Annotated in this window: 6 protein-coding genes; 4 read left to right on the top strand and 2 right to left on the bottom strand. The window is 47.4% G+C overall.

Annotated elements, in window-relative coordinates:
• The coding region (locus QVD32_RS04405; protein WP_287710155.1) for a hypothetical protein at positions 1-293 on the top strand (293 nt) is incomplete at its 5' end.
• Between the two features lie 55 nt (positions 294-348).
• On the opposite strand, the gene QVD32_RS04400 is transcribed toward QVD32_RS04405, so the two are convergent.
• Both QVD32_RS04400 and QVD32_RS04395 read right to left on the bottom strand, forming a co-directional pair.
• A complete protein-coding gene (locus QVD32_RS04400) occupies positions 349-1,104 on the bottom strand; it encodes a DUF2971 domain-containing protein (protein ID WP_195242034.1) in 756 nt (251 codons plus the stop codon).
• Between the two features lie 51 nt (positions 1,105-1,155).
• Positions 1,156-2,535, bottom strand: a complete 1,380-nt coding sequence (locus tag QVD32_RS04395; RefSeq protein ID WP_021891537.1) for an aldehyde dehydrogenase — start codon at positions 2,533-2,535, stop codon at positions 1,156-1,158.
• Between the two features lie 278 nt (positions 2,536-2,813).
• On the opposite strand from QVD32_RS04395, the gene QVD32_RS04390 reads away from it, so the two are divergent.
• From QVD32_RS04390 to QVD32_RS04380, 3 genes are read left to right on the top strand one after another with little or no spacing between them, the layout of a single operon-like run.
• Positions 2,814-4,244 carry an efflux transporter outer membrane subunit gene (locus QVD32_RS04390; RefSeq protein ID WP_021891538.1) on the top strand — a complete coding sequence of 477 codons (1,431 nt, stop codon included), beginning with the start codon at positions 2,814-2,816 and terminating at the stop codon, positions 4,242-4,244.
• Positions 4,245-4,262: 18 nt separating this feature from the next.
• On the top strand, positions 4,263-5,399 hold the full coding sequence (locus QVD32_RS04385; RefSeq protein WP_021891539.1) for an efflux RND transporter periplasmic adaptor subunit: 1,137 nt from the start codon (positions 4,263-4,265) through the stop codon (positions 5,397-5,399).
• 22 nt (positions 5,400-5,421) lie between these two features.
• Positions 5,422-8,574 carry an efflux RND transporter permease subunit gene (locus tag QVD32_RS04380; protein ID WP_195242035.1) on the top strand — a complete coding sequence of 1,051 codons (3,153 nt, stop codon included), beginning with the start codon at positions 5,422-5,424 and terminating at the stop codon, positions 8,572-8,574.
• The last annotated feature ends 97 nt before the right edge of the window (positions 8,575-8,671 follow it).

Below are 8,671 nucleotides of genomic sequence, written 5' to 3'. Positions count from 1 at the left end.
ATTCTTCTCAACAGCGAGAAGAACGAACCAAGAAGCGCCGCCGCAGTTATCGGGTTTTGGGGTTTGTCGCCGCAGTCGCCGTCGGGGTCTGCGGAACTCGCTCCGCTCGGACAGTCCTCGCCCTTTTTCCTCCGTCTCTCTTGCGACTTCGCCGCCCGATAAAGGCGGAATCGGGGGATCTTGCTTGTATTCTAACCCCTTCGCCCTACGGGCACTCCCCCTATATTCCTTGTAGGAACACAGGGGGAGAGGTTGAGATGTATTTCTCTTTCGCTTCTGCTCCGATTTTATGAGCCACACCCCGCAATGCTGCGGAGCACGACAAGGGAGGAGTTTAGAAGTGGCCCTCTATTCATTTTTTTTTGAATTAGAATATTTTAGTTGATCCACCAAAGGACCTTCGGAAATATTTCCGTCCATATTATATTGACTCAAAAATAGGAGATGATTGTCTTGGTTAAAACACTTTGATTCGAGTTTATGAATTGTTTCACGTAATTTATTGTACTTATTAAAATTAGATCCTAAGCAAATGTACAAAATACAATTTTTTATTGATAAAAATTGTATTTCAGGTATATTTAAAATAAAAAGTCTTCGTTCGTGTTCTTGTTCCCAATCAATATGTTTTTTATAAAAAATGTCTTTGTAGTGACATTTTAGAAGTTCTTCCGGGTAACTGTATATAGGATTAGGCTTTGATATATTGTATAGCTTGTCTGTATATTCGATATTTTCTATTTTATAGAATGTCGTTTTTAGGATATTTTCGTTTTGTTTTAGGAAAAGATTTTCATTTATAATAATACAAGCTCCGGTGCTATTTTGAGCATATTGAGCCCACATGCGAGGATGGTTGGTTCCGCGGAGAAGTCGATGTTTATACAAGTAGTCTTGAGAAAAGCAAAGTATCTTACAGTGGTTCTTTATATAATTCTTCGTTTGGGCTAATCCTCGTCCGTTGATGAAATAGTAGTGTGGTATATTATTTTCGTTTAAATCGTTAAGTTTTTTAAAATCGGATAATTTTAAACTCATGGTTTCTAAAATACGGATTAAGTTTTCCGATGATGTAAAATGATAGAGGTATTCGTTATTAATCATAGGAGATTTATACGATTATTAATTTGAATAGTAGAATTTTAATGCGGTTAATTATTTCATCAATCGTTTAAGCCATTTGAGTTTGTCGGCATATGGTGGAAATTTGAAATTGGGATAGAGGTGCAGAGAGGAGTCGACGATGCTGCGGCAATGACTGAATGTCTCGAAACTTTCGCGGCCGTGGTAGGCTCCCATTCCGCTGTTCCCGATTCCTCCGAAGGGGAGGTTTCCGTTGGCGGTTTGTACAATGGTGTCGTTGATACAGGCTCCGCCCGATGTGGTGTGTTGTATCATGTAGCGTGCCCGTTTTTTGCTGCGGGTAAAGTAGTAGAGGGCGAGGGGCTTTTCCCGGTCGTTGACGTATTCGACACAGTCGTCGATGTCGTCGAACGGGAGTACGGGGAGTATGGGGCCGAAGATTTCGTCGGTGAGCAGAGGGGATTGCAGGGGTATGTCGGTGAGCAGCGTGGGGGCTATGTATCGGTCGGCGGGATCGCTTGTGCCTCCGCAAAGTATCGTGCCGTGCGAGAGGAGCGCCGACAGGCGGTCGAAATGCCGAGCATTGACGATACGGGGATAATCGGGGCTTTGTTGTGGATTTTCGCCGTATTGGCGGGTGATTTCGTCACAGATATATTCTGTGAGTTTGTCTTGGACTTTGTGATGTACCATGAGGTAGTCGGGGGTTACACAGGTTTGTCCGCAGTTGAGGAACTTGCCCCATACGATGCGGCGTGCGGTGGCTTTCAAATCGGCATCGTCATCGACGATACAGGGACTTTTTCCTCCTAGTTCGAGTGTGACGGGGGTGAGGTGACGAGATGCGGCTTGCATGACGTGACGCCCGTATTCGACACCTCCTGTGTAGAAGATGTAATCGAATCGTTCTTGCAGGAGTAACTCGGTGGTTTCCCGATCGGCATCGGTAACGGCGATGTATTCTTCCTCGAAACATTCGTCGATAAGTTCTTGCAGAGCGGCAGCCGTACGGGGTGCTTCGCCCGATGGTTTGACGATGGCACAGTTACCGGCTGCTATGGCTCCGATAAGGGGGGATAAAGCTAATTGCAGCGGGTAATTCCACGGGGCAATGATGAGTGCACAACCGTAGGGCTCGTAGTGAATGCGACTTTTCGAGCCGAAGAGAAAGAGGGGGGTAGGACGACGTCGGTCGCGAGCCCAGCTTTGCAAGTGATTTTTTATTGTCCGTATTTCGTGGAGGAGGAATCCGATTTCGGTGGCATAGCTTTCGAATGCGGATTTTCCCAAGTCGGCATGCAGGGCTTCACCGAGTTGTTTTTCCCGACTAACGAGAGCTTCGGCCAAGCGGTCGAGAGCACATAGCCGGAATGGAATTTCTCGTGTGATGTGTTCGTTGAAGAATGCTTTTTGAAGTTTTACCAAACGGGTGTATTTGTCATTTGTCATCATTCGATTTTTTTTGATAAAGATAGCGAATTGTTTCGTAGGAAGGAAAATTAGGAACTGAATCTTTGAAGAGGTCGATTTTCTATGGTGTGACTCGATAAGCGTTTTTCGCTTTCTCTTACAGGTGGGAGAGGTTCGATAAAGGCGGAAGGAGGCAGGAGTTTGGATTTTTGTAAACTATTTCGAATTACGACCGTTATAATTTATTATCGAAAAAGGCGTTGTCTCGAAAATTTGTTTCGATTGAACGATATAAATCAATTAAGAAACTGTTTAACGTTATGTGTAAAGTTTTTTTTATTCGAAGTCGGCTTGTTGCGTTGGTATTGATTCTCCTTTGCGGAGGGGCTGTTTATGCCCAGCAACCGGCTACTCGTTATTTGTCTGACGACATACCGAAGGCGTGGACTCCCGATACATTGTTTTCGCAGCAGTTGCCTCCTGAGGATTTATGGTGGAGCGGATTTAACGATGCTTGTCTCGACACGTTGATTCAAGAGGCGGTGGACAGTAACCATAATTTGTTGGCGGCCGCTGATCGTATACGTATGGCCAGAGCGGCTTGGCGTATGGAACAGAGCGGTTTCTATCCGTCGGTGAATTTTTCGGCCGGTTGGACGAAGACCCGTAATAGCAGTTATCTGGGGCGAGAGGCTGCCGATAACACTTATTCCCAATATGCTTCGGGTGATTTGTCGGTGAGTTGGGAAATCGATTTGTTCGGTTCGATACGTCAGAGGGCCAAAGCGAAGAAAGAGTTGTTCCGTGCTTCCCGGGACGAATATAACGGGACGATGGTGTCTCTGTGTGCCCAAGTGGCGACCGCTTATATGACATTGCGCACGTATCAGCAACAGTATATCGTGGCCGAGAGCAATATCCAATCGCAACGGAGTATCCTGCATATTACGGAGGTGAGGTACGAGACCGGATTGGCGTCGCAACTCGACGTTTCGCAAGCCAAGACGGTTTATTTCAATACAAAGGCTTCTTTGCCGTCTCTTGAAGCGGGTATAGAGAAACAGATCAATATTATCGCTATTTTGTTGGGGAAGTATCCCGATGAGTTGCGTCCGATGCTTCGGACGACAAAGCCGTTGCCCGATTATCAGAGGTTAGTGGGCATAGGTATTCCCATGAATTTGCTTCGCCGCCGTCCTGATGTGAGGCAGGCCGAACGGACGGTAGCATCGTATGCGGCTTCGGTGGGTGCAGCCAAGTCTGATTTTATGCCGAAATTGTATTTGAACGGCAGTATCGGATTCGCTTCCAGAGATATGGACCATTTTTTCAATAAGAGGAGTATGACCTATCAGTTGGCTCCTACGGTCTCGTGGCCTTTGTTTCAAGGGACACAGCGCATACAGGCTTTGGCATCGGCGAGGGCTCAGCTCGATAGCGGCATAGAGCAGTATAACCAAACTGTGTTGACGGCTGTCCAAGAGGTGGAGAATGCCATGAACAGTTATACGCATATCGTCAAACAAATTTCGATGTTGAAAGAGCTGGTGGCCGAGGGTGAAAAGACGTTGTCGCTCTCGCTCGACTTGTATAAGCGAGGCTTGTCGGGGTTCCAAAATGTACTCGATGCGCAGCGCTCATTGCTTTCGTATCAAAATTCTTATGTGTCGGCGCAGGGAAACGCCATCAATGCGCTTATTCTTTTATATCAATCGCTGGGTGGCGGTTGGATAGATTCGAGTCAACCCTAAAATTAAAATTCATATTTTATGAGACGTTTGTTTTCTTATATGCCGATAGTGGCTGTGGCTGTATTGTTTTCGCTTTTTTCCTGCCAATCGAAAAAGGGGGAGAAGCAAAGTGGCGATGTTCGGCTGCCCGAAATATCGGTGGCTTATCCGGCGGTCGATTCGGTGGTTTTGATAAAGAGTTATCCGGGTTACCTTACTTCGTTACAAACCGTCGATCTGGTAGCTCGTGTGAACGGATATCTGCAACAGGTGGCCTATACACCGGGTGAGATCGTAAAGAAGGGACAGTTGCTTTTCGTTATCGAACCTTCGCAATACGAGGATGCAGTGGAACAGGCCGAGGCAGCGTTGAAAACGGCTCAGGCACAGTATGATTATGCAGAGAATAATTACACCCGAATGAAAGAGGCGGCGCAAAGCGATGCCATCAGTACGATCGATTTGATACAGGCGGAGTCGAAATTGGAACAAAGTAGGGCCTCTGTTCGGAATGCCGAGGCTGCGTTGTCGACGGCTCGCATACAGTTGGGGTATTGTTATGTGAAAGCCCCGTTCGAGGGCCGGATATCACGCAATTTGTACGATGTGGGTAATTATATCAGCGGGTCTTTGCAATCGACGAAGTTGGCGACTATTTATCAGGATAAGAAAATGTATGCCTATTTCAATATCGAGGATAATCAATATTTGAAAATGTTGCTGAACCAGAGTAAAGGTAAACATTCCGTACCGAGCGATCGTGTGGAGATCCTTTTTCAGGAGCCTACCAGCCGCAGTTATTACGGTAGACTCGATTATTTGTCGCCGAATGTGGACTTGTCGACGGGTACGCTTTCGATACGGGCCGAGGTGGATAATCCTGCCGGCGAGTTGAAGAGTGGTTTGTATATCTCTATCCGGTTGCCGTATGGTAGCCGCGAGCATGCGATATTGGTGAGGGATGCTTCTATTGCCACGGACCAACTTGGCAAGTATATGTATGTGGTGAACGATTCTAATGTGGTGGAATATCGCCCTGTGGAGACGGGACAGTTGGTTAACGATACTTTGAGAGTGATCGACGAGGGGATTTCACCGACCGATCGTTATGTTACGAAGGCTTTGTTGAAAGTGAGAGCGGGCATGCCGGTTCGTCCGGTTTTGGAAAAGAATTAATGGTTCCTAAAAATGAATGGGTATGATTTCGAAATTTTTTATTAACAGGCCTATTTTCGCTACGGTCATCGCCATTGTTATGGTGCTGGTGGGATTGGTTACCATCTATACGCTCCCGGTCGCCCAGTTTCCCGATATAACACCTCCTACGGTACAGGTGACCGCTGTATATCCCGGGGCGAGTGCCGAGACGGTGGCGAAAACGGTAGGTGTACCTATCGAGGAGCAGGTGAACGGTGTGGACGGAATGATTTATATGAGTTCGTCGTCTTCGTCGTCGGGGCAATATACGCTGACCGTTACTTTCGAGGTGGGAACCGATATAGATATGGCGACCGTGTTGGTACAGAATCGGGTGAACATAGCGCAGGGAAATTTACCGGAGGCTGTCATACAACAGGGAATTATCACGAAGAAGCAGTCTACCAACATCGTCATGTTCTTGGCGTTGGAATCGGATAATCCATTGTATAACAGTTTATATCTGTCGAATTATGCCAAGTTGAACATTACCGACGAGTTGTCCCGTTTGCCGGGAGTAGGCGGTGTGACGGTGTTCGGAGCCGATAATTACAGCATGCGTATCTGGCTCGACCCGGAGTTGATGCGTATACGGAGCCTTACGCCGGCCGATGTCTATTCGGCTATTCAGGCACAAAATATGGAGGTGTCGGCCGGTAGTGTGGGACAACCTCCTACGGATACGGACGAGGCTTTCCAGTTTACATTGGTTTCGAAAGGTCGCCTTTCTACGCCGGAGGAGTTCGGACGGATCATCATCAAGTCGTTGCCCGGCGGGGAATATCTGAGGTTGCGCGACATCGCTACCATAGATTTGGGAAGTGCGACTTACAATACGACATCGACTATTAACGGTAAAGAAACGGCGGCTATCGCCATTTATCAGTTGCCGGGGTCTAATTCTCTCGATGTGGCAAAAGCTGTGAAAGCGAAGATGATGGATTTGAGCCGTTATTTCCCGAACGATGTGCAATATAAGGTGGTGCTCGATACGACTCAATTCGTGAGTGCATCTATCGATGAGGTATTGGTTACGTTTGTGGAGACTTCTCTTATCGTGATGCTGGTCATTCTTATTTTCTTACAAAATTTCAGGGCAATGATTATTCCTTCTCTGACCATACCGGTTTCGCTTATCGCAACATTTGCCGTGATGAAGTTGATGGGATTTTCTATCAATACGCTTACTCTCTTCGGCCTTGTTTTGGCAATAGCTATCGTGGTGGACGATGCGATCGTAGTGGTCGAAAATTCGACCCGGCTTATCGATACGGGAAAGTATAGTCGCAAGGAGGCGGTCGAGAAGGCCATGGAGGAGATTACGAGTCCGGTTATCGGCGTGGTATTGGTGTTATTGGCCGTGTTTATCCCGACAGCTTTTATCGGTGGTATCACAGGAGAACTGTATAAACAATTCGCTTTGACGATCGCTGTCGCTACCGTATTCAGCGGGTTCAATTCGCTGACGTTTACTCCGGCTTTGTGCGCATTGTTTCTCCAACCGACCCGCGAACCTTCGTTTTTTTTGTACAAGTGGTTTAATAAGGGATATGGAGCGACTTTGAACGGATATGTGAAAGTTATCGGCTCGATGTTGCGTAAACCTTTGGTGTCGTTGTCGGCTTTTATCGTGTTGGCTTTGGCTGCTTTCTATGGATTTGCCAAGTGGCCGACTTCGTTTATTCCACAGGAAGATCAAGGTTATTTTATCGTATCGGTGCAGTTGCCCAATGCCGCATCCATGGAACGGACCCGCAAGGTTTGCGATGATTTGAATCGAATTATACAGTCGTACCCCGAAGTGGAAAATGCCTTGAATATCGTGGGTTTTTCGGCGTTACAGGGTGGAAGTTCGTCCAATTCGGCAACGTTTTTCGTGGTACTGAAACCCTGGGACGACCGGAAGGGGAAAGAACATAGCGTGTTTAATGTGGTGGAGCGGCTGAACCGGGATGCATCTGTTTTGCAAGAGGCTATCGTGTTTGCCGTCAATCCGCCAGCTATCAGCGGACTGGGTGTTTCGGGCGGTCTTGAAATGCAACTCGAAGATCGCAGCAATTTGGGGGCGGGCGAATTGGAATCCGCAGCGAATGCTTTGATCGGGAATATCGGTAGCGAACCGGCCTTGATGCAGATAAACTCGATGTTTCAAGGGAATACCCCGCAATATACATTGAATATAGATCGCGATAAGGTGGAAATGCAGGGGCTTACTCTCAGCAGTGTTTTCTCGGCTTTGTCGTATTATATGGGGTCGGCTTATGTGAATGATTTCGTGGAGTTTGGCCGTATCTATCAGGTGAAGTTGGGCGCTCAGGCCGGAGCGAGGGCTCATATCGACGATGTGATGAAACTGAGCGTGCGAAACCGGGACGGTAGCATGGTTCCGTTTTCTTCGTTTACACAGGTCGAGGAGATGATGGGACTGAATTTAGTAAGCCGGTACAATATGTATTCTTCGGCTGCACTCACGGCGATACCGGCTCCGGGGATAAGTTCGTCGGAGGGTATGGCGGCTATGGAGCGATTGGTCCGGAATACACTGGGTACGAATTTCGGATATAGTTGGACGGGGGAGGCTTATCAAGAGAGCCAGAGCGGTTCTACGGTAGGTCTTATCTTCGGACTTGCGATATTGATCGTGATTCTGGTGCTGGCTGCCCAGTATGAAAGTTGGACTAACCCGATAGCCGTGATACTGAGTTTGCCCACTGCCATATTGGGGACGGTGCTGGGGTGTATTGTCATGAGTTTGTCTATCAGTATTTACAGTCAGATAGGGTTGATTTTGCTTATCGCTTTGTCGGCCAAAAATGCTATCCTCATTATCGAGTTTGCCATGGATTACCGTAAGCAGGGCGAGTCTATCCGGCAATCGGCGATGGAGGCGGGGAGGTTGCGCCTGCGACCTATCTTGATGACTTCGTTCGCTTTTATCTTCGGGGTTCTTCCGCTGATGTTCGCGACAGGTGCGGGAGCCGAAAGTCGTATAGCTTTGGGTACGGCTGTCGTGTTCGGTATGGCGATGAATACGGTATTGGGTACGTTGTTCGTTCCTAATTTTTATGAATTGATGGAGACTGTTCAAGAGCGCTGGTTGTCGAAGGTATTCAAAGATAGTGGTGAAAAGGGGACACCCGATTCGGCAGATTAGGATACTATATCTTTATTCCTTTTTGTTATTCTTGCAACCCCTCCGTCTTTCGGACACTTTCTCTATCGGCAGGGGGAGGATTGTGCTACAAAGGACT

Origin of the sequence: Barnesiella sp., from assembly GCF_022723415.1 — a bacterium.
In the GTDB taxonomy this organism is placed as follows: Bacteria; Bacteroidota; Bacteroidia; order Bacteroidales; family Barnesiellaceae; genus Barnesiella; species Barnesiella intestinihominis.
This window is presented reverse-complemented; position numbering and strand designations above follow the sequence as displayed.